This is a genomic window from Flavobacterium sp. B330r, assembly GCF_056824325.1.
Genome location: NZ_CP124860.1, coordinates 3,083,090 through 3,109,788, shown reverse-complemented (window position 1 = coordinate 3,109,788; position 26,699 = coordinate 3,083,090). Strand labels below are relative to the sequence as shown.

18 protein-coding genes are annotated in these 26,699 nt (G+C 35.3%); 2 read left to right on the top strand and 16 right to left on the bottom strand.

The window, feature by feature from the left end:
• Nucleotides 1-153 precede the first annotated feature (153 nt).
• Nucleotides 154-1,305 carry a FecR family protein gene (locus QLQ95_RS13875; RefSeq protein WP_320495621.1) on the bottom strand — a complete coding sequence of 384 codons (1,152 nt, stop codon included), beginning with the start codon at nucleotides 1,303-1,305 and terminating at the stop codon, nucleotides 154-156.
• Between the two features lie 280 nt (nucleotides 1,306-1,585).
• Between QLQ95_RS13875 and QLQ95_RS13870 the strand changes: the two genes are divergently transcribed.
• Complete coding sequence (locus QLQ95_RS13870; protein ID WP_320495622.1) at nucleotides 1,586-2,197, top strand: RNA polymerase sigma factor; 612 nt, start codon at nucleotides 1,586-1,588, stop codon at nucleotides 2,195-2,197.
• A 9-nt stretch (nucleotides 2,198-2,206) separates the two neighbouring features.
• On the opposite strand, the gene QLQ95_RS13865 is transcribed toward QLQ95_RS13870, so the two are convergent.
• Both QLQ95_RS13865 and QLQ95_RS13860 read right to left on the bottom strand, forming a co-directional pair.
• The gene (locus QLQ95_RS13865; protein WP_482504061.1) at nucleotides 2,207-2,524 is read right to left on the bottom strand and encodes a gamma-glutamylcyclotransferase family protein; all 318 of its coding nucleotides are present in this window, start codon (nucleotides 2,522-2,524) and stop codon (nucleotides 2,207-2,209) included.
• A gap of 87 nt (nucleotides 2,525-2,611) precedes the next feature.
• Nucleotides 2,612-3,367 carry an MBL fold metallo-hydrolase gene (locus QLQ95_RS13860; RefSeq protein ID WP_428238730.1) on the bottom strand — a complete coding sequence of 252 codons (756 nt, stop codon included), beginning with the start codon at nucleotides 3,365-3,367 and terminating at the stop codon, nucleotides 2,612-2,614.
• A 104-nt stretch (nucleotides 3,368-3,471) separates the two neighbouring features.
• Between QLQ95_RS13860 and QLQ95_RS13855 the strand changes: the two genes are divergently transcribed.
• Nucleotides 3,472-4,347 carry a LysR substrate-binding domain-containing protein gene (locus QLQ95_RS13855; protein ID WP_428238731.1) on the top strand — a complete coding sequence of 292 codons (876 nt, stop codon included), beginning with the start codon at nucleotides 3,472-3,474 and terminating at the stop codon, nucleotides 4,345-4,347.
• Between the two features lie 234 nt (nucleotides 4,348-4,581).
• On the opposite strand, the gene QLQ95_RS13850 is transcribed toward QLQ95_RS13855, so the two are convergent.
• From QLQ95_RS13850 to QLQ95_RS13790, 13 genes are all read right to left on the bottom strand, one after another.
• Entirely contained in the window at nucleotides 4,582-6,489 is a 1,908-nt protein-coding gene (locus QLQ95_RS13850; protein WP_482500283.1) for a sialate O-acetylesterase, read from the bottom strand.
• A 186-nt stretch (nucleotides 6,490-6,675) separates the two neighbouring features.
• The gene (locus QLQ95_RS13845; RefSeq protein WP_482500282.1) at nucleotides 6,676-8,325 is read right to left on the bottom strand and encodes a GH35 family beta-galactosidase; all 1,650 of its coding nucleotides are present in this window, start codon (nucleotides 8,323-8,325) and stop codon (nucleotides 6,676-6,678) included.
• A gap of 117 nt (nucleotides 8,326-8,442) precedes the next feature.
• Entirely contained in the window at nucleotides 8,443-10,650 is a 2,208-nt protein-coding gene (locus tag QLQ95_RS13840; RefSeq protein ID WP_482500281.1) for an endo-1,4-beta-xylanase, read from the bottom strand.
• Between the two features lie 15 nt (nucleotides 10,651-10,665).
• Nucleotides 10,666-12,030 carry a glycan-binding surface protein gene (locus QLQ95_RS13835; protein WP_482500280.1) on the bottom strand — a complete coding sequence of 455 codons (1,365 nt, stop codon included), beginning with the start codon at nucleotides 12,028-12,030 and terminating at the stop codon, nucleotides 10,666-10,668.
• A gap of 31 nt (nucleotides 12,031-12,061) precedes the next feature.
• Nucleotides 12,062-13,693 (bottom strand): RagB/SusD family nutrient uptake outer membrane protein, encoded by a 1,632-nt coding sequence (locus tag QLQ95_RS13830; RefSeq protein ID WP_428238736.1) that lies wholly within the window; start codon nucleotides 13,691-13,693, stop codon nucleotides 12,062-12,064.
• A 10-nt stretch (nucleotides 13,694-13,703) separates the two neighbouring features.
• Entirely contained in the window at nucleotides 13,704-16,871 is a 3,168-nt protein-coding gene (locus QLQ95_RS13825; protein WP_482500279.1) for a SusC/RagA family TonB-linked outer membrane protein, read from the bottom strand.
• Between the two features lie 578 nt (nucleotides 16,872-17,449).
• Nucleotides 17,450-18,106: a fructose-6-phosphate aldolase gene (gene fsa / locus QLQ95_RS13820; protein ID WP_095931313.1), complete on the bottom strand. Its 657-nt coding sequence runs from the start codon at nucleotides 18,104-18,106 to the stop codon at nucleotides 17,450-17,452.
• 613 nt (nucleotides 18,107-18,719) lie between these two features.
• The gene (gene xylA / locus QLQ95_RS13815; RefSeq protein ID WP_095931314.1) at nucleotides 18,720-20,045 is read right to left on the bottom strand and encodes a xylose isomerase; all 1,326 of its coding nucleotides are present in this window, start codon (nucleotides 20,043-20,045) and stop codon (nucleotides 18,720-18,722) included.
• A 9-nt stretch (nucleotides 20,046-20,054) separates the two neighbouring features.
• Nucleotides 20,055-21,536: a xylulokinase gene (locus tag QLQ95_RS13810; RefSeq protein ID WP_320495630.1), complete on the bottom strand. Its 1,482-nt coding sequence runs from the start codon at nucleotides 21,534-21,536 to the stop codon at nucleotides 20,055-20,057.
• A gap of 2 nt (nucleotides 21,537-21,538) precedes the next feature.
• On the bottom strand, nucleotides 21,539-22,546 hold the full coding sequence (locus tag QLQ95_RS13805; RefSeq protein ID WP_095931316.1) for a GntR family transcriptional regulator: 1,008 nt from the start codon (nucleotides 22,544-22,546) through the stop codon (nucleotides 21,539-21,541).
• 263 nt (nucleotides 22,547-22,809) lie between these two features.
• Nucleotides 22,810-23,844, bottom strand: a complete 1,035-nt coding sequence (locus QLQ95_RS13800) for a glycoside hydrolase family 43 protein (RefSeq protein ID WP_095931317.1) — start codon at nucleotides 23,842-23,844, stop codon at nucleotides 22,810-22,812.
• 21 nt (nucleotides 23,845-23,865) lie between these two features.
• On the bottom strand, nucleotides 23,866-25,299 hold the full coding sequence (locus QLQ95_RS13795; protein WP_320495642.1) for an MFS transporter: 1,434 nt from the start codon (nucleotides 25,297-25,299) through the stop codon (nucleotides 23,866-23,868).
• A 272-nt stretch (nucleotides 25,300-25,571) separates the two neighbouring features.
• Nucleotides 25,572-26,681 carry an endo-1,4-beta-xylanase gene (locus tag QLQ95_RS13790; RefSeq protein ID WP_320495632.1) on the bottom strand — a complete coding sequence of 370 codons (1,110 nt, stop codon included), beginning with the start codon at nucleotides 26,679-26,681 and terminating at the stop codon, nucleotides 25,572-25,574.
• Between the last annotated feature and the right edge of the window lie 18 nt (nucleotides 26,682-26,699).

Here is a 26,699-nt window from a genome sequence, read left to right as displayed (position 1 = left end):
CCTTTTCTTTTTGGATTTCTGTTACATAGGCCTGGTGATTTTAGATTTTAGATTTCTGATTGTTGATTTTAGATTTCTCAATCTTATTTCTTCCTCTTTCTTCTTTCTTTCTTCTTTACTCTTTATTCTATATTCTATACTCTTTCTTCGTCTTTACTTAATCGTTATTCTATCTCTGTCAATATTGTAATCAATTGCATAACTATCGCTGAAATATTTCAAGACCACTTCAATGGGTTCATTATCAAAACGGGCGTTGAAAATTTCTTTTCCGAGTGTTTTATTTCTGTTAATGAAAGTTACATTGTATTGGCGTTCTAACTTTTTAATAATATCATCAAAAGAAGCATTTTTAAAAACCAGACTTCCTTTTACCCAATCGGTATAATAATCGGTATTGACCTGTTCGATTTTAATTTCGCTTTGTCCTTGTTGAGCCGAACCTTTAAAACCTGGTGTTAAATAAACTTGATTTTGGGTTGTTTTCTGATCTTTATAAAGCGAAACTTTACCTTCGACCAATACAACATCTGTACTGCTATTAGTACTATACGAATCGACATTGAACTTAGTTCCTAAAACCTCAACATTAACTTGCTGCGCATTTACCGTAAACGGATGGCTTTTATCTTTGGTAACTTCAAAATAAGCTTCACCTGTTAAATACACTTCTCTATTTTGTTTTTTGACAAACTGAACTGGATATTTAAATGACGTTCCAGAATTCAAATGCACTAAAGTTCCGTCTGATAGCTGCACCTCAAATTTTTTGCCGTACGGAATTTTCAATGTATTGTAAACCAATTCTCCTTCAGCAAAAGCTTTATTATAAACCAATCTGTTTTTCTCTTGTTTTCCAATAATATTTCCGTCTTTGTCCGTAACATTTTTTTCTCCAGAAATATCAATAGTTTCAGATGAACCGTTACCCAATTGTAAAACAATCTCGTCGACTCTCGGCACAATAACATTTTGTTTAACTTGTTCTGCACTAGAATTTTTATAGAAATAAAAACCTCCCAAAGCCACAATTAAAATCGCAGCATATTTATAATAAGATGAAAATCTTCGTTTATAAAAAACATTATTTTCCTTATTGATTCGTTCCGAAAGCTGTTTACTAACTTCGGTCGAATCAAAAGTGTTCAAAGCAGTATCAATTGCATAATTGGTTTGCACAAAATCCTTAAATACAATTTGATTCTCTTCTTCTCTTAACCACTCCGTAAGCTGCTCAATCTCTTCTTGAGAAGCCTGATTTGTGATAAATTTAACAATTAGTCTCTCTGACTTTTTTACTGTCATTTTAGTCGTTTTTAACATTATTACGAAGCCAAAAAACAAAACCCTAACAATTTGATAAAGTTTTTTTCATTTTACTGATTTTTTTATTTTTCGCAAGTGTTTTCTCTCAATAAAACCCGACTAATTTGGTAGATATTATAAACTAAAAGATTTATATTTGCATTTTTCCTCCTTTTTTATTTGTAATAATTTTCAAATAGAAAGCCGAAAAAAAGGTCGATTTGAGCAAATTCAGTTTACTTTTTAACCTCAAAACCTATTAATTTATATATTTGTTTTTATGAAGATTGATGATTACAGCGATAATACCATTCTAATTGAGTCTCTACAGAATGGAGATGAAAGTGCATACACGTACCTTATCGACACCTATCATCATAAACTTTGTGTGTATGCCAACAGCTTGGTAAAGAATGTTTATAGTGCCGAAGATATCGTGCAAAATGTTTTTATTAAAGTTTGGGAACAACGTACGAGACTAAAAGTAGATCATTCTCTAAAAAGCTTTCTTTACAAACTGGTTTACAATGAATTTATCGATTTGTATCGAAAAAACCAGTCTTTATTTTCTCTAGAAAAATCGTATTATGATGCCTTAAACGGAATTGTTCAAGAAGAAGATTCTGAATCTTTTCAGAGGGTTTTGAATGCGGTAAACAAAGAGATTCAGAATTTACCCCCAAAATGCAAAGAGGTTTTTATTTTAAGTAAAAAAGAAGGTTTAACCAATATTGAAATAGCAGAACATTTGGATGTTTCTATCAAAACCGTTGAAGCGCAGATTACCAAAGCGTTCTCGATTTTACGAACTTCTTTGGAAGAAAAAGTAAAGAGTGTTTTGTTTCTTTTGTTTTCTGCTAAAAAAAAATTCAAACTAAATAATTTAATCTGAATTTTCCTTTTATTGTTTCAAAGCATAAATATATCCGCTTCCTTTTTCTCCATTTTCCAGCTCATATTCGGTTTGAATTCGTGTATAGCCATCACCTTCAAATTCATCGAGATAATCCCAATGCGAAGCCAAATCTTCCGAGAATAAAACATGCGCCTTAATCGTTTCAGCTTCTTCATTATTAACGGGAATAAATCCATTATACCCTAAAGAAGAGCCCCAACCACCTTCTTCAAGTTTTCCTTTTATAATTGCTTTTTTCCATTCTCCCTTAATCGGATCCATAACCGAATGATTGGATTCTCCCGGAGCCAATGATCCGTAAATAATTAAAACCGGAATTGTTTCTATGTTTTTGATCTATAATCTCTATTCTTGCTTCTAACCTCTTTATTCTATATTCTTGTTTATTGTTTACACAGCATCTTTCATCTCACTTCTTTCTTCAGCAAAATCTAAAACAGGTGTCTTCATATCATGATACAAAAGCACTTTCCAGTTTTCATCTTTTGCCTGCTGTTCCCATTTTTTTCTTGATTCCATAGCACGTTTTCCGTCGAAGTCGGTTTTGTAGGCAACAGGAAATTTTAAATATCTTTTTTGAGGAAGATCATCGGCTCCGTAAAAAACAATTTCGTTATCGGCTTTAATCCAAAATACCTGTTGAAATTTGGTATGTCCTGCTGTAACTTCAAAATAAATTTCGTCTGAAATTTGTCCGCTGTCTTCATTTAATAATTCAACATTTGGCAATTCTTTCAGCTCATTTAATAGTTCAGGAACGTACGACGGATTTTGCAATTGTTCTAAAGCAAAATCTATTTCTCGTTCTTGAATGTAAATCGTCGCATTTGGAAAATTTTGAACAAACTGATTATTTTCAAAATAACCGATTCCTTCTATATGATCTTTATGTAGATGCGAAACCAGAATTTTAGTAATCTGTTGAGGTTCGATATCATTTTTTCTCAGCATTTCGTAAATAAACGGAACACCATTATTGACAAATCCTAAACCAAAATCTATTAAAATAACATCATGATCTGTAATAACAACAAAAGGCTGAATCGCCATTTTTAAACCAGAATCGATTGTATGCTCTGTTAAAAGCTGAAATTCTTTTTGAGAATTGACAATATAATTTCCTTCTTGTAATGCTATAATTTTCATGTTGCTTTTGTTTGTAATGGTATAACAAAGCAAAGTTCTTAAGAATTTCTATATTTGTAAAACCTTATTTTTCGATATGATCAATCGATAAAACCGATTTAGAAATGGAACTTCGTCAGCTCAAATATTTTCTCAAAGCAAAAGAATTACTGAATTTTACCGAAGCAGCTTTGGCGCTTTATATCAGTCAGAGTACTTTATCGCAACAAATTAAACAATTGGAAGACGAGCTTCAAGTTCCGCTTTTTAACCGAATTGGAAAACGAATTACATTGACAGAAGCTGGAGAATTATTTTCGGTTTACGCGCAGCAATCGGTCAACAAAGCTTCTGACGGATTGCAATTATTAAAAGATTTAAATAAACTCGAAACTGGAAAAATTGCCATTGGCGTTACCTACGCTTTACGACATGTAGTGACAAAAGCTTTGATTTTGTTTAGTTCCGAATATCCTAAAATTCAATTCGAAATTATCTTTGGAACTTCGCAGGAACTCATTCAAAAACTAAATCATTTTCAACTTGATGTTATTCTAACTTTTGAGGAAATTGCTTCTGAAGCGCATTTTAAATATTTAGAATTGTTTACTTCCCCAATGGCTTTGGTTACGTCTTCTGAAACTTCTTTAAAAAATAAAAAGACCATTTCTCTAGAAGAAATTAGTACGTTGCCTCTTGCCATGCCTGCTGGTGGTTTTAGCACCACTCAATTTATCAGCAAGGCCTTTGAAAAAAACAATTTACATCCGAATGTTACGATCGAAATAAATGATATTCCAACTTTGCTTGAATTAATTAAAACGGGAAAATGGCACACGATCTTAACGAAAACTACAATTGAAGACGAAAAAGATTTGTACGCCATACCAATAAAAGGAGAAAATATGACCCGAACTGCAATGCTGATTTCTTTGAAGGAAGTGTATGAGAAAAAGGCCGTTAAGGCGTTTTTGAAAATGCTCGTAGAAAATTTGAAATAGTTTTTAAATATCGGATTTTTAAAACAAGTCCCAGCGGGACGGCATATTTATAGAAACAATTATTCCCATTTCAAAAGAGCCTCAGCGGGGTGAAATATTAATTTTAGAATTATGTCGCTCCTCTGGAGCTTTTGCTAACCATGTATCAAATGATCTATAAATATTTCATTCCTCCGGAATTTTGTCTAAAAATTGTTTGTAGCAAACTTTGTCAAAGTTGTCATTATTAAAAATTTATTTCAACTCTGCTTCAAAAGGCGAAGCAGGCAAATTTTCTTTATTGTATAAATTGGCTTCAACTGGATTATCTGCCCAAGCATAACGCACTTTTACGGGATTTAAAACGGCATCATTCCAAACTATAATTTTATCGCCTTCTATAATTGCTTTTGCCCAAACAAATTTTCCATCGGTTCCTGCAATGGCAAATTCTTTTAACTCATTTCCGTTTTTGCTATGCAATCCTGTACCCATATCTGAAAAACTTAAAATCAGTTTATTGCCATTTTGTTTCATCGATTGAAAAATCGGACCAGAAGCCGTTAAATTTTTCTCTCCGTAAACCAATTTTCTTGCTTGTAGCGATAATCTTTTTCCAACATCATATTTGTTTAATGGGTGAATATCATTCCATTCGCCTAAATCTATTGTGATCGCCAAGCCTGTATTTGGAACTTTCAACGTATTTAATTGCTGCTGTCTTAAAGCCGCCCAATTGCTTTCTGTTGGTTCTGTTTTGGGTTCCATAAAATTAGGCAGCTGCACCAATAAAAATGGCAATTTTTCCTGTTTCCATTGCGCACGCCAATTAGAAATTAAAGCTTCCATTAAAGGTCCATATTCCAATGGCTTTCTAGTATTGGCTTCGCCCTGATACCATAAAACCCCTTTTATTGGATACTCTTTTAGTGGTGCAATCATGGCATTGTAAAGTCCGACAGGTTTCCAACGCACAAAAGTTTGCCCTGGTAACGGTTCCGTTTTTGAGCCTAATTTGTATTTCCAAGTTCCTTTTAAATCAATAGTTTTATCGCCTACAATTAACTCGTAAGGTTTATCGATTACAAAACCTCCTATACCTGAATTGTTGATAACGCGAACCGTGATTTCATTTTTTCCTTCTTTTAAAACATTAGCATTAAAAGAATAAATTCTTGGCGGATATTGGTACGAAGTTGTTCCAACGAAATGTCCATTTACAAAAACGGAGTCAGCATCAATAATTCGTCCTAAAATTAATTTTGCTTGATTTTCGTTTACTTTTTCCAGAACAAAATCCTTTTTAAACCAAACCGAACCATTTATTTTCCCGAGTTCACCATCGGCCCAATAACCTGGAATATTCATTTCCTTCCAATCTGAAGTTTCGATCGAATTTCTCCATTTATCTTTCAGTCCAAGATCGGTTTCATTGAGTAATTTATACCAATTTGAACTAACTTTTCGGTCATTTTCATCGATTTGTTTTTCGAGTTTTCCGTCTTTGAATTTTAGATATTCCTGCTCATATTCGGGGAATTTTTTAATGCTTTCTTCGCTAATCCATGATTCTGCAGGAGAACCGCCCAAAGCACTGTTGATTAATCCAATTGGAATTTTATACTTCTCGTATATTTCTAAAGCGAAGAAATATCCAACTCCTGTAAACTGCAAAACATTTAGAGGATTTGCTTCAACCCAAGAACCAGCTGAAAAATCGTTTCTTTCTTTCGCAAAATAATATTCATCGGGAACTAAAAATTGTCGAATATTCGGATTGGCAGATTTTGCAATTTCTTCTTTGTATTTGTCTTTCAGTCGATCCATTGGAAGTTCCATGTTGGATTGTCCTGAACACAACCACACATCTCCAAATAGAATGTTTTTTAATACAATTGTATTGGATGCTTTTAAAGTCATTTCATAAGGCCCGCCGGCTTTTTGAGACGGAAGCTGGATCGACCATTTTCCGTCTTGAGCTGTTATCGTTTTGTATGTTCTATGATTAAAATCGAGTTCGATTTTCTCGTTTGGCGATGCCCAACCCCAAATATTGACTTTTGTATCACGCTGTAAAATCATTCCGTTGCTTATAAGTCTTGGAAGTTTTATTTGCGAATTAATGCTAAAGGTTATTAGAAATGCAAGTATTATTTTTTTCATTATAATCTGTTTTATTTTTTTTTAGCCACGACCCGAGCGATAGCGAATAGGCGAAGCAATTCACGAATTAAACTAATTCCTTTTTTGTGTTTTAATTATCTTCAATTACACAAATTAATTTGTGTAATTGAATTACTCTACAGACAAAGATTTTAAAAAAAATTCGTGAATTCCTGGCTAAAAAACCTATTCATAAGTATATAATTTTATTTTTTGGATTTCGTAATCACCAACTGAAATTCTCAAATGCCTTCCTTGATGGGTTTGATCTCCGTTGAAATGTCTGATGGTATTCCATTTTTCATTTTCAAATCGGCCTTGATCGGTTTTTAGAATTCCTGCGTTTACATTTTCCTTTAATGGTTTAAAAGTAACCACAATTCCTGATCCAGAAATATAAAATTCGTCTTTGGCAATTTCAATAATAATGGCGCTTGACATTGGCCAAGTTTCTGCTTTTGCTCCGTCAGACCAATTTAAGGTATAATCGTGTTTGAAAGTGAATTCGTAATCGCCCATTTTTATGATTTGCGTATTATTTTCTTTGTCTAATAAAACACCGTCAATTTTTCCTTGCCCTTTATTGGCTTCAATTGTCGGTGTTAACTGTTGCACTAAATCATATATTTTCCCTAATGGTTCTTTTTTGCCATCGGCAACAGATTCTATAGAAAATGGTGAAAAACCAATTGCTTCGTAATGCCCTATAGCGTATAAACCTTTAAAAGGCGCCGTTTCATCAAAACGGTGTTCTGGAATAAATAGCGGATCGCCCTGACGGGTAAACAAATCGTTCCATTGTTTGAATGACGGATTGTAAAAATCGGGAGCTAAAAAGTCAATCGAATTTCCTGCGGCTTTCCAAACGTCCATAATATGAGGCAACGGTCCTGCACTTGGATATTGTCCTGGCTTTTTTTCTGGAGCATTCAACGCTGCATTTACAAACATCGGAATTGGATAAGCGTCTTTTCCTGCCTTAGCAACAATATTAGTGAATTTAGAAAAATACCAAGCCATAAAAATTTCGTCGGTATGTAATCCTTTTCCAAAAATTTCTTCCCAGTTTCCTTTTGTTTTGAATCCGTTTTTCTTCCAGATTTCTAAAAATTCAGGAACTAATTTTTGTTTGTTTCTTTCTAAATATTTGATCAATTCCTCTGGCACCGGCTTCTGAAATGCAGCATTCGCTAAAGCATGATAATCGCGAGCAGTTGGCAACATTCCGATTTCGTTTTCAACCTGAACCATAATTACGGTTTGGTCTTTTTGGTCGAAATCTTTGATATGTGTCATCAGTTTTTTGAAAGCATTCAGATCGGCCTGAAGATTGTTTTCGCTGAAAGGCGTTAAAATCTCATGACTTTTGTTTGTATCATCTTTAACTCTCGGGTATTTTTTCTGGTTGAGTTTTACCCATTCTGGCGCGTGGCTCGACATGCTGTTTTTCCATGATCCAAACCAAAGAAAAACCAGTTTTAAGTTTTCTTTTCGCGCACGAAGAATCAAATCATCTACTAACTGAAAATCAAATTTGCCTTCTTGCGGTTCTATCAATTCCCAATAAATCGGGGTTAAAACCGTGTTGAGGTTCATATCGGTCAATTTAGACCAGATAGGCTCCATACTTTCCATACTGGTTGCAGAGGAATTTCCTAATTCTCCGCCTCGTATTAAGAATGGTTTTTGGTTGACAATTAACTGTGTTTTGTTTCCTGTCTTCTGAAGATGAGGTATGTTTTGACTAAACCCAAATTGTATCGTCAAGAATGAAATGAGAAACAATTTGCCTTTTGTAAAAATGCTTATTTGGTTTGTTTTAAGATTCAAAGCCATTTGATTTGTTTTTTGCTCTGATAAAATCTTGAGCGATAAAAGTTAGGAAAAATAAACAATCCATAGTGCAGACTTTTTTACAGACTTGCACTATGGATATTATTACTAATTAAATACTTAAGGTTTCTGTAATTCTCCTGAGAAACCTAAACTCACATCTTTTCCTGCAAGACCATCTGCAGCACCTTTATAAGCGTGTTTACGAACGTAATTTGCATCCCAAAGATTTGGAGATTCATTTGGAAGCCAGTATTCATGTTCTTTAGAATTATCTGATACTCCCCAAATTGTAATTCCGTATTGCTGAGCCGCAGGAATATATTTTTTGTATGAATCAATAACAAATTGATACATTTCTGCCTGAGAAGCTTGCTGTGCAACTGTTGGTGTTGCGGTTCCTAATCTGATGTCTAATTCAGAAATTTTAATCAATTTTCCAGTGGCTGCCAGTTTTTGAAACATCTGAACAATTTTATCTTTCTCTGTAGTTAAACCAATGTGCATCTGTGTTCCGATTCCGTCAACTTTAGCACCTTTCTCTTCAATATATTTTACGTACTCGATTAATCCGTCACATTTATCCAGTCTCGATTCTAAGTTATAATCGTTGATGAAAAGTTTATCTGTTTCATTTCCGTATTGGCGTGCTAGTTTGAAAGCTGTTACAGCATAATCTTTTCCTAGATATTTTATCCATGAGAAATAATCTGAAGCCGTATCGCCTTCTGTCCCGTTTCTTAGAGTTCCATCTTCTTTCATTGGTTCGTTTACCACATCCCAAGAGAAAACGCTTGTTTTATAATGTGTCATCATTTTAGAAATCCAATCTGTCATAGCATCGCTAATAATTTTAGTTTTCTCTGCATCTGTTTTCTCAATTGTAACTGGAGCTGTCGCGCCTCCACCAGTTGCTGCACCATCGGTTACCAAAACATTATCAATATAATAGGTTCCTGCCGCTCCTCCTAAATCGAAACCAAAACCTGTTTCACCGCCTTTTGCTGCGATTTTCCACTCGATTTGCTTCCAAGTTGTAGTAGTGGCCTGATCGCCTTGGTAACTTGCTACACCCGATGGAGTTGTTGAACATCTTACAGATCCAGCAGCTTCAGAACGAATCATATACGAAATGGTATAGTTTTTTCCTGCTACTAATGGAGAAGTAAAAGTGGTTTGAATCTGAGTTTTCCATTGGTTTCCAGCGTCAGATGTAGCATTGACTACTTTCATAGCTCCACTTCCTTCATAAGAATTTGAAGCTCCTGCTGCGCTTAATGCATCAGCTGCTCCATTGGCTTTGCTCCATCCTGTTATTCCAGAATTAAATGTTCCGTTAGAAACTAAATTAACTGGCCCTGTCGCAGCATCCAAATCGACAACTGCTAGCGTATTAGCATCAATCAGATAAGTTACATTTGGAAGATATCCTAAATCTAAATTAAACTGAAAAGTTGTGCTTCCTGCTTTAAAATCGCCTGGCGCTAATTTAATTTTAACTTGTTCCCAAGAAGAAGTGGTTGCAAAAGCTTCTGTCCAAGTTCCGCCTGTGCTAAACCAGTCCTTGTATGGATATTGATTTGCTAATGAAGCATTGAATGAAATACGTCCTTTTCCTGTTACATCAGATTTGATATAAAATGAGATTTCGTAATTATGCCCGTCAACAATTGGAACATTCGGAGAGGTAAGCTGAAGATTATAAGCCGCCGAAGAACTTGCACTCGATGCTAATTGAATTGCCGCAGATGTACTTGTTAATCCCGCATTGGCAACTGTAGTTATACCTTTTCCTGGGTTATTTCTAGCCCATCCTGTAAAAGTTCCGTTTTTAATAGGAGTTAGATCCAAGACATTTGTTCCGCTTGAACCTGGAATTACTGTAGGGGCAATAATACTGTTTAGGTAACTTGCATTCTGGTTGGAATGCCAAATTAAAGTGTGTCCGAAAACTTTTAATCCTGCGCTTTTCGTTGCAGCAATAAAAGCATCTACATTGGCAAAATCAATTTCTCCTTTGGAGTTTACCATTGCCCCATGCTTCATTTCGTAACCTGGCGTAACTTCATCAAAATTTTCGTTTACGATTTTTCTATAATTAGCATCGCTCATGTACAAACTTATTCCTATTCCGTTTCCTAAAGGAAAATCAGAATAGTTTTTTAAGGGTTCGTAACGGCTTATTTTTTCTACTAAAGCCAACGGAAGTTCGGCTCCTGTTACTTCTCCGTGCTCTGGGTCTTTTCCCCACTCCATCAAATTATCATCGCATGATGACAAAATCATTAGTGATGAAGCAATTATTGGTATGATATATTTAGATTTCATTTTGTGGCTGTTGGGTTAGTTAAAATCATTGTATACTGGCGTATCTAATGGTACAATTCTCCAATTGTCTGTGTAGACTTTTACAGAAGTTGCTTTTGAAGGAAATTCTACTTCGCTTGCGCTTCCTGTTACATTAGATAGTTTTACATCAGAATTTTCGAAGTAAATTCCAAAGTTTTGATACGTTGCCGCTTCGCGAAAAGCTAGAACTGTTTCGAAAGTAAATGCTTCTTTAGACCAAGCGTAGAATTTGTTTAATGGAATGGTAACGGTAATCCATCCCGTTGTATTTACTCCAATTGATTTACCATCTTTAATCCAAGGAACATAGTTGTAGCAAGCTCCTGTCCATTCTCCACCATTAAAATTATTGATCATACAAATTTTTAAGAAACCAGAATCTCTCCAAACATCTGGCACATAGATATCAAATTGAAATCCGACTTTATCCAATGGCGTACTTGCTGGAATATACGGCGTTAATTGTGCTCTCCAATTGTCTACTCCATTTCCTGCTGTCCAAACTTCAGTACAACGGTTTTTTGCTGCATCAAAAGAAGCAATACGAGCTGGACGATGAGGTACATATTTTCCTTGAGATGTATTTCCGGTTCCTAAAACTGCCGACTCTAAATCTGCTGGCTGGATCATGCTTGTTGAACTTCCCCAATATCCGTGCGATCCTTGTCCGTCAAAATTAAGCAGTAAACCTTTTTTGAAATTGAAATACGCTGGAGAGTAAGCGCCTCCGTTTGATGTTTCGGCATAAATTGAACCTCCTAAATCTGAAATTCCGCTTGGAACTACAACTGTAAATGATTCGCCTTCTTCATCTGAAGTGATTCCTGTTGTAACTTCAACATTTCCTGGGAAAACTACTTTGCTCACTTCTGTCAAACCTGTTCCTGAAACAATAATTGTCTCTCCGGGATTTGGCATTGTATTCGACATGCTTAAAATAGCTGGTTTTCCTGAACGGATTTGAAAAGGAAATGTCACTTCGTTTGAATCATTTACAAAACGAATTGTATTTCTTACCGATGGATCTGCATCTGTAATGGGTGTATCTGCAGAAATGCTTACCAACATTGAATTGTTGGAAACAAAAACCACATTAAAGTAGGTCGAATATCCGTTAATATAAACTTTTTTTAGTCCTTCAAATCCAGAACCTTCGATACGCAATAGCTGTCCTAAACGGGCAAAACTAACTTCTCTATCTGGTACGGTCGAATTTACATCTTCTAAAAACACTTTTGTAATGGTCATTGCGCGTCCTTCAGAATCGTTGCTGTCGCAAGAAGTAAATAGCATACCGAAAACCATCATGCTTAATAGTGCAATAGGTGCCCAATACTTTTTATTTAAAATATATTTCATATTTATGTCTTTTAGTTTTTTGTTTCTGAAACTAGAATAAGTCTTTTATTTTCTCTTCTGTAAACTGATACGGAACAGGATTTTCTCTCAATAACGGATTCTGAACTAATTCAGATTCTGGATAAGGAAGTGTGAAAATTGTCGCATCAATTACCCCAATTGCTCTCGGACTTGTCGCTTTTGTAGCGTCAACCGTAACGGTATTGGTTGCTGAGTCGTACAAAATTGGAGTTATTGTCCCTCTATTCTGCGCAGTCACATAGTTAATTACTTCCTGCTGTTTGTAGTAAGCTCTTCGAACTAGATCGTACCAATATTGTCCTTCCATACATAATTCAACTCTTCTTTCGTGTGCAAGATCTGCATAAGTCAGAGTTGTTTTAGGGTCTAAACCTGCACGTGAGCGAAGTCTGTTTACAACCGAAATGGCAGTTGCATCTGCAGTTGTAGCATTGTTTCCTAAAGCTGCTTCTGCATAATTTAAATACACTTCTGCCAGACGTAACATGTATGTATTTAAAGCAGAATTCATACGTGTAATTTTAGAATTGTCTTTGGTAGAACCTACAACTCCTTTTTTAATGGTAAGGAAATCTGCTGTATGATCTACTGTATAACCTCCGTTTGCTTTATTGATTTCTGCATAATGATCACCATCTCCCATAAAAGTCGCTCTACGACGAAGATCTTTTGATTCATATTCTTGTAAAACATTATAAGAAGCTCTTGTCCAATATCCCCAAGCGGCATCGTCTCCTGTAATATCAGAGCCTAATGCAAAATAAGCCTGCTGTGTATTGTTTACTCCATAATCTCCGTTTGGAACCCATTGCAATGCAAACATAGATTCGGTATTGTTGTTATTGTCGATCATGAACAAATCTTCATAATTTGTCATTAAGCTGTAAGGCCCAGAACTCATTACTTTTTCTGCTGCTTTTTTGGCCAAATCAAGGTATTCTTGATTGCGTGTTCCGCTGTTTGGGTTGTCGCTAACTCCTGAAAATGATAAGTAAACACGAGACAGCATTCCGTATGCGCTGTATTTTGTTAAACGTCCAGCCTGCCCTGCAGTTTCCGGAAGGTATTTTGCAGCAAATTCTAAATCACGCATCGAGAATTCGTAAACATCTTTCATTGGATTTTTGTTTACGATTGGATTTTTTACCAATTCTCTCGGATCTGTAGAAATAATCACATCTCCCCATAATGAAGCTAAATACCAATAAGCTGTTCCTCTCATAAAACGAGCTTCAGCAATATATTTGTTTTTAATAGCCTCGCTCATTGAGCTTCCAGAAATTCCAATAATCACATTATTAGACTGCTGTATTACATTATACAAAGATGCCCAAGCCGAAACCAAAGGCCCTGTTAGTCCCGTTTCTGTTAAATCTGTAAACGGATAAACATAATCTGAGAAAGGCGCATACATGTTTGCGGCACGTCCATCTCCTAATCCGTAGTAGAATTTATCATTAAAATCAAACCATACTTTATTGTATAATGGTCCCGTTGCGGCCTGAAAATCAGATTCTGTTTTATAAAAGTTCTCTTTTGTAATTACATCATTCGGTTCAACGTCCAAAATGTCGCTGCAACTCGTCCAAACAAATGGCAATGCAATAATTAAAGCCGTGTAAAATATTTTCTTTGTTTTCATTGTGCGTTTTTTAGAAATTAACAGTTAATCCAAGCGTAGTTACCATAGGTGAAGGATAACGTCCGTTATCGATACCATTTAGAAGTTGGTTTTGGTACATTGCACCTACTTCAGGATCATATCCTTTATATTTGGTAAAGGTTAAAACATTCTGCATGTTTGAGTACACTTTGATGTTTGAAATTCCGTATTTCGAATACAAATCTTTAGGAAGATTATACCCAATCGAAATATTCTTAAGTCTTACATAAGACCCGTCTTCAACAAATCTGTTGCTTAAACGATAATTTGAAGCCGAAGCTGCAGATGACGCTGCAATTCTAGGCATGTAAGGATCTCCGCCCACAATCTGCACATTACGATAATCATTTGGCCCATTTGGGTCGATTAATTCTAATTGCGCGTATCCTAAAGCTGATTTCAATAAATTGGTATTCTCTCGTGGGTTTTCAAGCCATCTTCTTTGGTAATTTAAAACATCATTTCCGTAAGAACCTGTAAACAAAATGCTCACATCAAATCCTTTGAATGAAAAACTGTTATTGAAACCGAAAGTGAAATCGGGATTAGGATCTCCAATATAACCTGCATCTTTTTCGTTGATTACTCCATCTTTATTAACGTCTTCAAACATATAATCTCCAATCCAAACGCCATTTTCACCAATTACCATTCCTTCCGGCAATGCTGTTGGTTTTACTGTTCCTGTGGCATCTTTATAATAAAAATCTGTTGCTTTTTCAAAACGTCCGATTACTTTATAACCATAAAATTGTCCTAATGGCTGTCCAACTGCAGTACGAGTAACCACTGTTACGTCTGAACCTTGTTGTAAAGTCTGATCGTAAACTCCAGATTCTGAATTCAATTTCAATACTTTAAATCTGTTCATCGAGATATTGAAATTTGATTTCCAAAGAAAATCTTTTCTCTGCATGTTTATGGTGTTTATCGTAAACTCGAAACCTTTGTTTTCAAGAGATCCGATATTAGCAAAAGGCGGTGTTGTAGCTCCTTGACCCGTTGTTCCTACGTAAGCTGGAAGTGATAATCTTAGTAATAAATCATCTGTTTTTTTATAATAAACATCTGTTGTAATTTCAATTCTATTGTCTAGAAGTCCGATATCTAAACCAATATTAGTCTGGTTTGATTTTTCCCATTTAAGGTCTGGATTTGCAGTATTAGTTGCAATTTGCCCGCTTCCCCAATTGGTTGCCGAAGTGCCATAAACAGAAGTATAAGCATTATTTGGTACGCTTGAATTACCTGTAACTCCCCATCCTGCACGTAATTTTAAATTGCTAATGGTCTGATTTTCTTTTAAAAATGATTCGTTTGAAACTTTCCACGCTAATGAAGCAGATGGAAACCAATCCCATTTATTGCCTTCAGCAAATTGCGAAGATCCGTCTCTTCTGATTGTTCCTGTTAGAATATATCGATCATCAAATGTATACGTTGCTCTTGCAAAATAAGAACTAAGCGATTTTGTAGAACTTGCATTTGAGTTTCTAGCCGTTGTTGGGTCTCCAGCGTTTAAATCTGTTGCTCCATTGGTTAAATAACCTGAACGGTAGCCATACAGATTTTCCCAGTTTTGCTCTTGAAACTCTTGAGCTACCAATGCATTAATATTATGTTTTCCGAATGCTTTATTATAAGTCAAAGTATTAGTCCACATCCAGTTTTCGCTCGTAGATTTTGTTCTTGATCCTTCTCTAACTTCATTTGATAATGCTCCAAAAGTATAAGATGGATTAAAAGTATATCGGTTTCCAAAACCATAATCTATAGAATATTGGGTTCTCAATTTTAAATCTTTTGTAAAACCAATTTCGGCATACACATTTCCTCTAATTCCGTAGTCTTTTCCATGATTATCTTTCAGCATTGCAATTCCTAACGGATTAGTTTGAACGAATTCAGTAGTATCTGGTCCGTCAAAAGTACCGTCAGCATTTCTAGCGGCTACGTTTGGAGTTTGTTTTAAAGCGGTTAAGATTACCGAATCATCATTTACTGTAGTGACCTGATTGGTTTTGTAAGCATTTAAATTTACTCCAACTTTCATCCATTTCTTTACTTGCGAGTCCACAACTGCACGAATGGTCATACGATCAAAAGAAGAACCGATGATCGTTCCTTCCTGATCAAAATAAGACATTCCTAATGCATAAGTAGTAGTATCAGATCCGCCTGACGCAGATAAATTGTAGCTCTGAATTAAACCTGTTTGAAACAATTCATCTTGCCAGTTTGTTCCTTCTCCTAATAAATCAGGACGAATAAAATAAGGATCTCTTTGAACGATTCCTAAATCTGATCTCGTGTTTTTCAGCGTTCCATATTCTCTTAAATTAAGCACCTGCAATTCTTTAGGCATTTGCTGCCACCCTACATAACTGTCAAAATTTAAAGTCAAATCTCCTTTTCTACCTGTTTTAGTAGTCACCATAATTACCCCGTTTGCCGCTCTAGAACCGTAAATAGCAGTTGCAGAAGCATCTTTCAAAATATCTATAGAAGCAATATCATTAGGGTTAATTCCTGAAAGCGGATTTGTATTTAAAGAGCCTGAATTACCATCTATAATAACACCATCAATTACATAAATCGGTTCATTAGAACCTGTAATAGAGCTTATACCACGAATACGTACCGAAGAACTTCCTCCAGGCGTACCGCTATTTTGCTGTATCTGCACCCCAGCCGCTCGGCCTTGCAATACCTGATCGATAGTTGTAGAAACAGATTGTGTTACCGCCGAACTAGATATCGAAGAAATTGCTCCTGTTAAATCTGCTCTTTTTGCTGTTCCGTATCCAATAACAACAACTTCTTTTAAGTCGTTTAAATTCTCTTCTAGTACAGCATCAATTTTGGTTTTATTATTCACTGCAACTTCATACGGTTTGTATCCAATAAAGCTAAAGACCAAAATACTATTATTGGGAATAGTTTGAAGGGTGTAAGTCCCGTCAAAATTAGATACGGTACTTGTTTTGGCTCCTTTTACAATAATGTTGACACCTGGTATTGGTCCTACACCATCAGATACAGTACCTGTAACAGTAATTTGTGCATTTACTGCAGCAGAAAATACCAGCATCAGGATTAAGAACCCCCAATTCTTAAAGTATTTAGATCTGCTTTTAGTAATTAAAAAGTTAGTCATAAATAATTGGTTTAATGAGTTAATAGTATGGTTTAGTTAGTTTTCTTTTTAGGTGACTTTTTACTCGTTTTTATTTTAACATTTTAAACAAATAACTAGCTTATAGTCAAAACAAATATATGCAAAAAACAACAACACGCAATCGGTTGTGTTAATTTTTATTCCTAATTTCAAAAAAATAAAGCTAAAAAAAAGAATTATCTGTATTAATAATTGTAAAATATTAAACAATCATTAAAAACAGTATTTAATATCACGAAAACGTTAGAGATAATAAATCATTTGATTCAAAATCTTAAAAAAAATATAAAATGTTAAAAAATGAGATTTTTCCAAAAAAAACTAAAACGTTGTAGTAACTGTCTAAAAATTCATCATAAATTAAATCTTTCGCTATCCCTTATAAAAGCTGACTTAATAAAAGTTATAAACTGAAAACCAAGAGTATATCGTTAAAATATTATAATTCTTACAAAACATAAAAAAGAAACAATCGGTTGCTTTTATTTCATAAAAAAACTCCCTTCCAAATAACTGGAAGAGAGTTTTTAAAACTATAAAAACGGAAATGAAAAAGGTTATAAATTCATCTTTTTCGCGTCTTCTACAAATTGCTTTAATCCGATATCGGTTAAAGGATGTTTCAGAAGACCTTTTATAGCAGAAAGCGGTCCAGTCATTACATCTGATCCAATTTTGGCACAATTGATAATATGCATGGTATGTCGCACAGAAGCCGACAAAATTTGAGTTTGATAATTATAGTTATCATAGATTTCTCTGATTTCAGCAATTAAATGCATTCCATCTGTAGAAACATCATCTAATCTCCCTAAAAATGGAGAAACATAAGTCGCTCCTGCTTTAGCGGCAAGCAAAGCCTGACCCGCCGAAAATACTAAAGTTACATTGGTGCGAATTCCTTTTGAAGAAAAGTATTTACACGCTTTTATACCATCGCCAATCATAGGCAGTTTCACTACAATCTGAGGATGTAAAGCGGCTAATTCTTCTCCTTCTTTTACCATTCCTTCAAATTCAGTCGAGATTACCTCAGCCGAAACATCGCCATCAACGATATTACAAATATCAAGATAATGTTTCAGGATATTTTCTTTTCCTGTAATGCCTTCTTTTGCCATTAAAGACGGATTGGTGGTTACACCATCTAAAACGCCTAAAGCCTGCGCCTCTTCAATGTCTTGAAGATTGGCGGTGTCAATAAAAAATTTCATAAGTTTTTTGGTTTGTGGTTAATTGTAATCTAGTTTCAATAGTGTTTAACATGAAGTAAATCGCATAGTTGTCATTTCGACGAAGGAGACCCGAGCGATAGCGAACAGGCGAAGCAAATCTTCGCGAGAAACTCGATAAAGATTAGTTATTTACTTTGTGGAGCTACTTACGGAGATTTCTCCTTCGTCGAAATGACAAAACTGTACGTTTTTTTCTTTATGTAGATAAATTTAGTAGAGACGCACTGCAGTGTGTCCAAATTCTAGCGAGTGAAAAATGTGCATTTCGATAGATTTTGCTCTTCAAAAAACCTTCAATAAAAAATACTCACTACTATTTTATCAAACTGACCTTTTATTCGTTTCGATTTTCAAAAAATAGTAACTAAACCTTCAATCTATTTTTCTTAAATCTTATTGTAAAAAAAGCCATAATCTTAATGCACATTTTCGAAGTTTCGATCTAAAAAACATTTTTAAATATTTTTAACGCTTTATGGCTATCACATTTAAAAATTTAAATTTTCTTAGATTTTTGTCTCACTAAGTTTTATAAGAAACCTAACAGTCCCGATGCATCGGGGCTGTTAGGTTTGCTGTAGAAGTTTACCAATTAAATGTATTGGTTAATGATATTTTCAAACAATTCTTGTTTACCGCTTTGAAGATTTAATTCTCCATTTTCGTGAGCGATAGTATAAAGATCTTTAAGGTTTAATTTTCCGTCAGCAAAATCTTTTCCTTTTCCAGAATCGAAAGAGCTGTATCTTTCAGTTCTTAATTTTTCGTAAGGAGAAGACGTGATGATTTTATCTGCAGTCAATAAAGCTCTTGCAAAAGTATCAGCTCCACCAATGTGTGCTAAGAAAACATCTTCTAAGTCTGTAGAGTTTCTTCTAATTTTAGCATCAAAGTTAACTCCACCACCTTGTAATCCACCAGCTTTTAAGAAAACCAACATCGCTTCTGTTGTCTCTTGAATGTTGTTTGGGAACTGGTCTGTATCCCATCCGTTTTGGTAATCACCTCTGTTCGCATCAATGCTTCCTAACATTCCCGCTTTTGCCGCAACTTCCAATTCGTGTTGGAAAGTGTGCTGTGCCAAAGTAGCGTGGTTTACTTCGATATTGATTTTAAAATCTTTATCTAAACCATAATTTTTCAAGAATCCGATTGCTGTAGCCGAGTCAAAATCGTATTGGTGTTTAGATGGCTCCATTGGTTTTGGCTCGATGAAGAAAGTTCCTTTAAAACCTTGAGATCTTGCGTAGTCTCTAGACATTGCTAAGAATTGCGCCATGTGGTCTAATTCTCTTCCCATATCTGTATTTAGTAAAGACATATAACCTTCTCTACCACCCCAGAATACATAGTTTTCTCCTCCTAAAGCAATTGTTGCATCCAAAGCCAATTTTACTTGACCACCAGCTCTTGCCACAACATTAAAGTCAGGATTTGTAGCGGCTCCGTTCATGAATCTTGGGTTTGAGAAACAGTTTGAAGTTCCCCAAAGCAATTTAATTCCAGAGTCTGCTTTTTTCTGTTTTAAGTAATCTGTAATAAAAGCCAAACGTTTTTCTGATTCTGCGAAAGTTGCTCCTTCAGCAATCAAATCGTAATCGTGAAAACAGAAATAATCGAATCCCATTTTGCTGATGAATTCAAAAGCAGCATCTGCCTTATCTTTTGCAGCCTGATATGGATCTGATGAAGCATCCCAAGCAAATTGTTGTGTTCCTGGCCCGAATGGATCACTACCTTGTCCACAGAAAGTATGCCAGTAAGCGATAGCAAATTTAAAGTGCTCACGCATTGTTTTTCCAGCTACAACTTGGTCTGGATTGTAATATTTAAATGCCAACGGATTATCAGATTCTTTTCCTTCAAATTTAATTTGGCCAATACCTTTGTAGTATTCTTTATCTCCTAAAACTATCATTTGATTTTTTTATTTATTTGTTAATATTAATTCTAATTCTTGTTTCCATTTTTTATAAGCCGCTTCGTAAGGTGCTGCGTTATGAAGCGGTAAAAACGTCATTACGTGATCGTTGTCACTTACATTAGCTCCAAACTTGCTGTAATCACCATCTTTTAAGCCAACCGCTCTCGCCGCACCAACTGCTCCAGTTGTATTGTAAATTTCGATTTCGTGACCAATTAAAGTTGCCACGGTATTAGAGAAAATCTCCGAACGGAAAAGGTTATCATTTCCTGCTCTAATTACATTAATTGTCGCATTATCATCTTTTAAACATTCCATTCCGTACACAAACGAAAACGCAATTCCTTCAAGAGAAGCTCTAAACAAATGCGCACTATTATGAATATTTAAGTTGAGGTTTAAAAAGTGAGTTCCAATAGTTTTATTGTTGAACATACGCTCAGCGCCATTTCCAAACGGAATTACGACAACACCTTCAGATCCAACCTCAATATTAGAAGCTTTTTCATTCATTGCTTCATAACTTTCGTTGCCCATATTATTACGAAGCCATCTGTACTGAATTCCTGCTCCGTTAATATTCAACAATTTACCAACTCTCGGCGTTTCTAGTTCGTAGTTTACGTGAACGAAATTGTTTACTCTTGTGCTCTTTCCAGACGACATTTCGCTAACGGCATAAAAAACTCCTGAAGTTCCTCCCGTAGCCGCCACTTCTCCCGGATTTAAAACATTTAATGAAAGAGCATTATTAGGCTGATCTCCTGCTCTGTACACAATCGGAATTCCAGCTGGAAGACCTGATTCAGCAGAAGCTTTTTCAGTAACAATACCTTGATTCGTAAAGTTTTCTACGATTTTTGGAGTTAATGATTGGTCGATTCCGTAGTAATCCAAAAGCCAATCGGCTACTTTATTTTCTTTATAATCCCAAAGCATTCCTTCAGACAAACCGTTTTTAGTTGTTGTTACTTCGCCTGTCAGTTTCAAAGCGATGTAATCTCCCGGAAGCATGTACTTAGAGATTTTATTGTAAACTTCAGGTTCATTTTCTTTAACCCATTTCAGTTTTGAAGCCGTAAAATTTCCTGGCGAATTCAATAAATGCGACATGCATTTTTCTTCTCCAATTTCGGCGAAAGCCTTATTACCAATCTCAACCGCACGGCTGTCGCACCAAATAATTGAATTTCTAAGGGCATTTCCTTCCTTATCCACAATCACCAATCCGTGCATTTGGTACGAAATACCAATTCCCTGAATTTTAGATGCATCAATATTTGCCTCTTTAATAGCTCTTTTCGTTGCTGTACAAATGTGCTGCCACCAGATTTCAGGATCCTGCTCTGCCCAGTCTGGGTGAATCGAAAGGATTTCCATTTCGTTCTGTGGTTCATTCAGAACGATTACTTTTTTACCCGTTTCTGCTTCTACCAAGGCTGCCTTGACAGAAGAACTTCCAATATCATATCCGATATAATACATACTTACAATGATTCTCTTATTATTAATTTTGTCGGCACATAACACTGAGTATCTTCGTCATGCGTAATAAATGCCGCTGCTTTGGTTCCCATTTCTTTAAAATCAGTTGAGACAACCGAAATTCCTTTGTATATAAATTTTTTCATCGGGGTTTCGTTGTACGACAAAAATCCAACATCTTTCCCTGGCTCAAAATCCTTCTCTTTGCACTGCTCTAAAAAGTGTCCCAAAATCCTATCGCTTACACTGATATAAGCAATCCCTTTTTCGATGCTGAATTTCTTTGGATCTGTAATTACCTCATATTCAAAACCAAAATCGGCACAGAATTTCTTAAAAAACTCCACCGTTTCCCACGGATGATTGGTAAAATCTGGATACACAAATTGTATCTTTTTGTACTTTTTAAACAAATCACTTGCCTCTGTCAATGACTCATAAAATGCTTTTCCAAAATCCTGAAAAACATAATTACTCGTTTTATCAGCTCTGATGTTCCAGTCAATCAAAAGCAGTTTATCTTTTGAAATCGCTGATAATGCCGGAGCAATAGCCGCGTGATCAAAATTCATCACCACATATTTGTAATACTTCCCTATTCCGTTATTAATGATCGTTTTAAAAACATCAATATTATAATGATGAAACTGTACATCAATAATCACATTATCGGCCAGATTATTCACAACCGAATGATATAAAACCTCCTTATAAGCCTTAAACGTATCTAAAACCAAAAGCACTTTTCTCGTTTCGCCCGCTACGTAATAACCTTTATTAGGCACAGAATCAATCACTTTTTGGTCTTTCAAAATCGAATAAGCCTTAAAAACAGTATCCCTTGAAAGCTGATAGGTCTTGCAGATCACATTTACCGACGGAAGTAAATCTCCCTTCTGTAAAATATTCTCCGCAATAGCATTCGTAATTCCATCTACCAACTGCTGATACTTCGGAATATCACTTTCGTGATTCATTATAAACTCAAATTTTTCTTCTTCTTTTAGCATACCGTTCTGTTCCGTTCTGTTATGCTAAAGTAGCTAAAAAACTTTTATAAAAAATTATTTTTCGTATTAAATATGTTATTTTTTTTAAGCTCTTTTATTCTAAAAATTTGGGCGTCTTTACGCCGCGACTAACTGGTCTTTCCGTTTCATTTTCTACCCAATTTGCCATTTCTGCCTTCGTTGAAATGACAAATTGAATGAAAAGAAGTAAAATCACAACACAACCGATTGTATTTTTTGCTAAATTTTTTATACAAAAAATCTTAATCAATTAATCTTCTTATTCCATAAGGATCAATCGTAATAATCGAACCGTCTTCTAAATAATCGATTTTGGTTACTTTCATGCTTCGCAAATGCGTCACCCCTTTTGACAAACTCGAATCGTGATAAAACAAATACCACTCGTCTTCTACCTCGCAAATCGAATGATGCGATGTCCAACCCACAACAGGATTCAAAATTCTTCCCTGATACGTAAACGGCCCATAAGGATTATCGCCAATAGCATAACAGATAAAATGAGTATCGCCTGTAGAATACGAGAAATAATATTTTCCGTTGTATTTATGCACCCAAGAAGCTTCAAAAAAACGACGGTCATGATCGCCTGCCAAAATCTCATTGCCGTTTTCATCCAAAATTTTAATCTCTTTTGGTTCTTCAGCAAATTCAAGCATATCGTCTCGCAGCAGAGCTACTATTGGCCCAAGGGCTTTTTCACTTGACGAAGGTTCTTCGTGGTTTTCATCGTATTTATTGCTACGATATTTTTGAAGCTGTCCGCCCCAAATTCCTCCAAAATAGATATAATGTCTACCATCTTCATCTTCAAAAACGGCTGGATCAATACTGTAACTTCCTTTTATGGCATCTTTTTCGGGAACAAAAGGCCCAACTGGCGAATCTGAAATGGCAACACCAATCTGGAAAATTCCGTTGGCACGTTTGGCAGGGAAATACAAATAATACTTCCCGTTTTTATGCGCTGCGTCAGGTGCCCACATTTGCTTTTCGGCCCAAGCCACATCATCTACATGCAATGCAACACCATTATCAACTACTTCTGATGAAATGTCTTCCATAGAAAAAACATGATAATCCTCCATCCCGAAATGATCGCCGTTATCGTTAAACGGAATTCCAGCATCAATATCATGAGATGGGTAAATGTAAATTTTTCCGTTGAATACATGTGCCGAAGGATCGGCTGTGTACATATGGGATACTAAAGGCTTTGAAATCGCCAGGTCATTAATTTCTTCAAAATTAATGTGTTCAATGCTATCTTCAGGCATACTTCTATTTTGTTTAAATAATTAAGCTCTTCTTTCTTTTAATTCTGTTTCAATCTGCACTTCCATTTCTTTATTGATTTTATAGAAAAACAACAATCCAGCTCCAATTAAAAAAGGGATTGCAGGGAAAATACTCACTAGTAATTTTATTCCATTTATGGCTGTTTGAGACTGTTGTGGTGCATTGGGAACGTAGTGAAAATAACCTAAAAATAAAGTGGTTAAAGCACCTCCCACGCTCAGTCCTGTTTTTAGTCCAACCATCATTGCAGAGAATATAATCGCAGTTGCACGACGGTTATTTAACCATTCTGAATAATCGGCCACATCGGCAATCATTGCCCAAAGAATTGGGATCGTTATTCCATAGAAAAATCCGTGTAGAATCTGAGAGAAAAACATCAGACTAATTGATGTTGGAGGATAAAAATAGAATGCAATAATGAACAAAGTCGAGATGAATAAAAATGTACCAAAAACATTTCGTTTTCCGTATTTGTCTGCGAGATTTTTGGACAAAGTAATTCCAACAATCATAAAAATAATTCCACCCGCATTAAATAAACCGAAACCCGCTGAAACAGGATCATTTCCAAAATGATTCAATCCGATATTCGATAAAGTATCTAAAATAGGCTGAATGAAAATGGCTAATTGTTCTTTATCGACATAATTCTCAAAATAATACACATATGAACCGCCTTTCATTGCCAAAGTCACAAAAACCAAAGTCGTCAGCGAAAGCATAATAACCCAAGGCCTGTTTTTGATTAAATCGCTTAAATCTTCTTTTACGCTTGATTTTTGTTCTGGTTTCGGAATAATTCTTTCCTTGGTGGTTAAAAACGTAATTAAAAGCATAATCGTCCCAATAATCGCTAATGCGGTCATGACTTTTTCAATTCCGACTGCTTTATCGCCATTTCCAGCACTTTTTATAATGCCAAGCATGAAAACCTGAACAAAAAACTGAGCAAACATAACCGCCACAAAACGGTATGATGACATACTGTTTCGTTCTTTCATATCGCCCGTAATAACACCGCTTAAAGCAGAATAAGGCAAATTGTTTCCAGCATAAAAAAGCAATAATAAAGTATAGGTTATAACGGCATAAATTACTTTTCCTTTATAAGAGAAATCAGGAGTTGAAAAGGCTAATAGCGCTACTATTCCAAGGGGAATTGCTGTTATTAAAATCCAAGGTCTAAATTTTCCCCATTTGGTACTGGTTCTGTCCGCCAAAACCCCAATAATCGGATTAAAAATAAAGGCTGCAATTAATCCAACAATCAACATGATGATCGAAGAATCTGTTGGTGATAATCCGTAAATGTCGGTGTAGAAATACGCCAAATACGTCATCAAAGTTTGAAAAACGAGATTAGCAGCAAGATCTCCTAAGCTGTATCCAATTTTTTCTTTGATGGATAGTTTTTGTGAAATGTTAGTCATTCGTGGGTTTGTGGTCATTTTTGATTAGTTAGTTTTATTCCTGCAAGGTTTTTCAAACCTTTTAGGTTTCAATTGTTTTTTACAGCTCCTAAAATCAGCTACCTACAAGGTTTTGGAAACCTTGCAGGAAAACGAATTACAATTCAAACAATCGGTTGTGTAAAATTAGTTAAAAAAACATATTTTGCAAATTTAGTTTACTTTATTTAAGATATTTTTCAAACCACAACCGATTGTTGGTTATTTTCTCAAAACTTACGCTTTTTTAGTATTTATTCTTTAGTTTCTTTCAGCTTTAAAATACTATCGTAAGCTGGTTTATGTTGTAAGTTCTTGTCAAACGGTAACGGATAATTGGTTCTTCCTTTAATCGGCCAATCGTTTAGCCACGATTGCCCGTCATGAACGCCCCAAAATGTAACTCTGTTAATTTTATCTTTATGCTTTAAAAATAGTTTAAAAATCGATGCGTAACGCTCTGCTAATTGTGTTTGAACGGAATCTGGCAATGCTTTAGGATAGGGATTCATTTTGGCGCTTCCTTCGAAATTCTGATTTACATCAGCTCCTTTTAAATCCCACGGATTTGGTAAAACGGTAATATCCAATTCTGTAAAAGCAACTTTAATTCCTAAAGCCGAATACTCTAAAATACTTTTTTCAATTTCTTCAATGGATGGACTTTGCAATCTCCAGTGCCCTTGAATACCTACTCCATCAACTTTTCCGCCTTCCGCTTTTATTTTTTTGATTAAAGCGATTGCTCCAGCCCTTTTTGCGGGTTCTTCAATATTATAATCGTTGTAATACAACTCCGCTTTTGGATCTGCTTTTTCTGCGAGTTTGAAAGCATCTACTAAATATTTTTCGCCAAGCGTATTCAAAAAAACAGATTTTCGTAAAGTTCCGTCCTCGTTCAACGCTTCGTTTACAACGTCCCACGAATTGATTCTTCCCTTGTATTTTGAAACTATTGTCGTGATATGGTCTTTCATAAACGCTTTCATTTCTGTACTGTCGGCAATCTTTTCCATCCAAGGCGCCAATTGGCTGTGCCAAATCAAAGTATGACCATGAATAAACATTTTGTTTTTCTCGCCATATGCCACAAATTTATCAGACAAAGTAAAATCGTATTTATCTTTCTGCGGATGCGTAAACATAGATTTCATGATGTTTTCTGCCGTAATTGCATTAAATTCTTTTCGAATCAAAGAATCTTCCTTTTTGTCTTTTTCTTCGATTTGGTTAGCACTTAAAGCAGTTCCAATATAGAAATCATCTTTGTAAGCATCTTTTAATGAAGCTGTTTCTTTTTGCGATATACAGCTAACAGCCAGCAAAGCCGTGATGGCAAATAAATAAGGTTTAATAAATTTCATATCTTTTGGTTTCAATAG

Bases quoted from the DNA above. Each gene is read 5' to 3' on its own strand.
- QLQ95_RS13870 (WP_320495622.1), top strand. From the start codon at position 1,586: ATGAAGATTGATGATTACAGCGATAATACCATTCTAATTGAGTCTCTA.
- QLQ95_RS13795 (WP_320495642.1), bottom strand. From the start codon at position 25,299: ATGACTAACATTTCACAAAAACTATCCATCAAAGAAAAAATTGGATAC.
- QLQ95_RS13805 (WP_095931316.1), bottom strand. From the start codon at position 22,546: ATGCTAAAAGAAGAAGAAAAATTTGAGTTTATAATGAATCACGAAAGT.
- QLQ95_RS13840 (WP_482500281.1), bottom strand. From the start codon at position 10,650: ATGAAATCTAAATATATCATACCAATAATTGCTTCATCACTAATGATT.
- QLQ95_RS13850 (WP_482500283.1), bottom strand. From the start codon at position 6,489: ATGAAAAAAATAATACTTGCATTTCTAATAACCTTTAGCATTAATTCG.
- QLQ95_RS13790 (WP_320495632.1), bottom strand. From the start codon at position 26,681: ATGAAATTTATTAAACCTTATTTATTTGCCATCACGGCTTTGCTGGCT.
- QLQ95_RS13845 (WP_482500282.1), bottom strand. From the start codon at position 8,325: ATGGCTTTGAATCTTAAAACAAACCAAATAAGCATTTTTACAAAAGGC.
- QLQ95_RS13855 (WP_428238731.1), top strand. From the start codon at position 3,472: ATGGAACTTCGTCAGCTCAAATATTTTCTCAAAGCAAAAGAATTACTG.
- QLQ95_RS13800 (WP_095931317.1), bottom strand. From the start codon at position 23,844: ATGCCTGAAGATAGCATTGAACACATTAATTTTGAAGAAATTAATGAC.
- xylA (WP_095931314.1), bottom strand. From the start codon at position 20,045: ATGATAGTTTTAGGAGATAAAGAATACTACAAAGGTATTGGCCAAATT.
- QLQ95_RS13875 (WP_320495621.1), bottom strand. From the start codon at position 1,305: ATGACAGTAAAAAAGTCAGAGAGACTAATTGTTAAATTTATCACAAAT.
- QLQ95_RS13830 (WP_428238736.1), bottom strand. From the start codon at position 13,693: ATGAAAACAAAGAAAATATTTTACACGGCTTTAATTATTGCATTGCCA.
- QLQ95_RS13860 (WP_428238730.1), bottom strand. From the start codon at position 3,367: ATGAAAATTATAGCATTACAAGAAGGAAATTATATTGTCAATTCTCAA.
- fsa (WP_095931313.1), bottom strand. From the start codon at position 18,106: ATGAAATTTTTTATTGACACCGCCAATCTTCAAGACATTGAAGAGGCG.
- QLQ95_RS13810 (WP_320495630.1), bottom strand. From the start codon at position 21,536: ATGTATTATATCGGATATGATATTGGAAGTTCTTCTGTCAAGGCAGCC.
- QLQ95_RS13835 (WP_482500280.1), bottom strand. From the start codon at position 12,030: ATGAAATATATTTTAAATAAAAAGTATTGGGCACCTATTGCACTATTA.
- QLQ95_RS13825 (WP_482500279.1), bottom strand. From the start codon at position 16,871: ATGACTAACTTTTTAATTACTAAAAGCAGATCTAAATACTTTAAGAAT.